General features: G+C 75.3%; 1 protein-coding gene. It reads right to left on the bottom strand.

What is annotated here, in order from left to right:
• Window positions 1-2,725, bottom strand: a 2,725-nt coding sequence (locus tag ACFU99_RS40095; protein WP_384402636.1) for an amino acid adenylation domain-containing protein, incomplete at both ends; no start/stop codon positions are given.

Genomic DNA, 2,725 nt, shown 5'->3' with positions numbered 1-2,725 from the left:
GGCGAGCAGGGAGTCGCCGCCGAGGGCGAAGAAGTCGTCCTCCCGTCCGATGCCGCCTCCGTCGAGGATGTCGGCCCAGGCGCGGGCGATCCGCTGCTCGTGTTCCCCGCGCGGCGGGGTGGTGGTGCGGGCGGGGGCGCCGGCCTCCAGGGCGACGAGGCGGGCCAGGGCCGCGCGGTCGGTCTTGCCGTTGGGGGTGAGGGGAAGGCCGTCGAGAGCGACGATGTGGTCCGGGACCATGGCCGGTGGAAGCCGTGCGGCGGCGAAGGCACGCAGCCCGCCGGTGTCCGCGACCCCGGTCACGGCGACGGCCAGCCGGCCCGTGCCGGTGACGACGGCGACGGCCCGCTCGACGCCGGGTGCGGCGGCCAGGGCCGCTTCGACCTCGCCGAGTTCGACGCGGTGGCCGCGGATCTTGACCTGGTGGTCGGCGCGGCCGAGGAACTCCAGCGTCCCGTCCGGCCAGTAGCGGGCGCGGTCGCCGGTGCGGTACCAGCGTTCGCCGTCCGCCTCGCGGAACCGCTCCCCGGTACGGGCCGGGTCGCCGCGGTAGCCGCGTGCCACACCGGCCCCGCCGATCCACAGTTCGCCGGGCACCCAGTCGGGGCAGTCCCGGCCGAACGGGTCGACGACGCGGAAGACCTGACCGCGCAGCGGACGCCCGTACGGGATGGAGACCCAGTCCGGGTCCACTTCGGTGATCTCGTGTGCGTTGGACCAGATGGCCGCCTCGGTGGCGCCGCCCAGGGCGACCAGCCGGCACCACGGGTTCTGCGCGGCGAGCCGGCCGGGCAGGTCCAGGCCGACCCAGTCCCCGGAGACCAGCGCGAGCCGCAGCGACTCGGGCGGCCGGGTGCTCTCGGCGGCGGTCAGCAGCATGTCCAGCAGGGCGGGCACGCTGTTCCACACGGTCGCGCGGTGGCGGCGTACGGAGGCCAGCCAGCTCGCGGCGTCGCGGCGGTCCTCCTCGTCTACGAGGACGAGGGCGCCGCCGGCCGTGAGCGGTCCGAAGATGTCGTACACGGACAGGTCGAATTCGAGCGCCGACACCGCCAGCACCCGGTCCGCGGACTCCACACCGAACCGCTCGTTGACATCGGTGACCGTGTTCGAGGCCGCGCCGTGGGTGATCTCGACGCCCTTGGGCTCGCCCGTGGAACCGGACGTGAAGATCACGTAGGCGAGGTCGTCCGGGCCGGTCGGCACGGGAGCGGCGGGGGCGTCGAGTGCGGGGCGCTCGTCGACGGAGACGGCGGTGATCCCCCCGGGGACCGGCTCCTGGGGCAGGGTGACGCACACCCGCGCGCCCGAGAGCCGGTGGACGCGCTCGCGCCGGGACGGCGGCTGGTCCAGGCCCACGGGGACGTAGAGCGCGCCGGCCGCCAGGACGCCGAGGACCGCGGCGATCTGGTCGGGGCCCTTGGGCAAGGCGATCGCGACCGTGTCGCCGCGCCGTACGCCGTGTTCGGCGAGGGAGCCGGCGAGACGCAGGGCGCGCGCGGACAGCTCGCCGTAGGTGGTGCGGCCGTCCTCGCCCCACAGCAGTGCGGTCGCCTGCGGACGCTCGGCGGCGCGGCGGAAGAACGGCGCGTGCAGCACGCCGGGGACGCCGGCCCCGGTGTCGTTGGCGGCGGCCCGTGCGGCGCGTCCGGCGGTGGGCAGCGGGTCGGCGACGGGCCGGGTCCAGTCGGCGACGGCCAGGGCGTCGACGAGGCGCGTATAGGCGTCGAACATCGTGTCGAGCAGGCCGGTGGGGAACAGTTCGTCCACCGCGTCCCAGTTGAGGCACACGCCGTCGGCGTCCTCGGTGACCTGGTGGTCGAGCCAGACCTGCGGCGTCTGGGACACGCCGTACGCGTACCGGTCGAAGGGCGCCCCGGCCGCGGCGCCGCCGACGCCGAGGGCGCTGGTGAAGACGACGGGCATGACGGTCTCGGGGGCGCCGGTACGGCGGGCGAGTTCCCGCAGCACCCATACGGCGGAGACCTCCCGGTGGTCGAGGGAGCGCCACAGCTCCCGCTGGACCCGCCGGGCGCGAGTGAGCCAGTCGTCGCCCGGTTCGGGGCGGCAGGCTACGAGCATCAGGGAGGTGAAGTCGCCGAGGACACGGCCGATGTGCGGGTGGACGTCGCGGCGGTCGAAGAGGGTGAGGTTGAGCGTCAGGTCGGGCCGGGCGCTGAAGCGGCCGAGGATCTCGGCGAAGGCGCTCAGCAGCACGCCGGAGGGGGTGAGTCCGTGCTCGCGGGCCCGCTCGGTGAGGGCCTGCCAGCGGTCCGGGGCGATCCGGGTCTCCCGCCTGCTGAATCGGGGGCGCACGACGGCGGCAGGGTCCTTGGCCAGCGGCAGGGCGGGCGCCGGCGGCAGGTCGGCCAGGAGTCCGGTCCAGTGGGCGCGGGCCCGCTCCACCGCCTCCGGGTCGGGTGCGGTGGCGCACACGTAGTCGCGGAAGGACACGTCCACCGGGGGGAGGGCGGCGTCCGGGTCGGCGTACAGGCGGGCGAGTTCGGCGTACAGGGTGAGGATGCTCAGGGCGTCCAGGGCGATGTTGTCGATGCCCACGGCGAGCCGTGTGGTGCGTCCGCAGCGGACGCCCCGGATCGCGAACAGCGGCCAGACGGCGGGGTCGAAGACCTGGTGGGAGGCGGATTCGCGCAGTGCGGCGAAAGCGGCCCGCGGGTCGTCCCCCGCGTCGTTGATCTGGACTTCGAGGGTGGGAACCTCGGGC

The organism is Streptomyces sp. NPDC057654 (assembly GCF_042800135.1).
Taxonomy (GTDB): domain Bacteria; phylum Actinomycetota; class Actinomycetes; order Streptomycetales; family Streptomycetaceae; genus Streptomyces.
The sequence above is the reverse complement of the archived record's forward strand: the minus strand, read 5'-3'. Positions and strand labels throughout refer to the sequence as shown.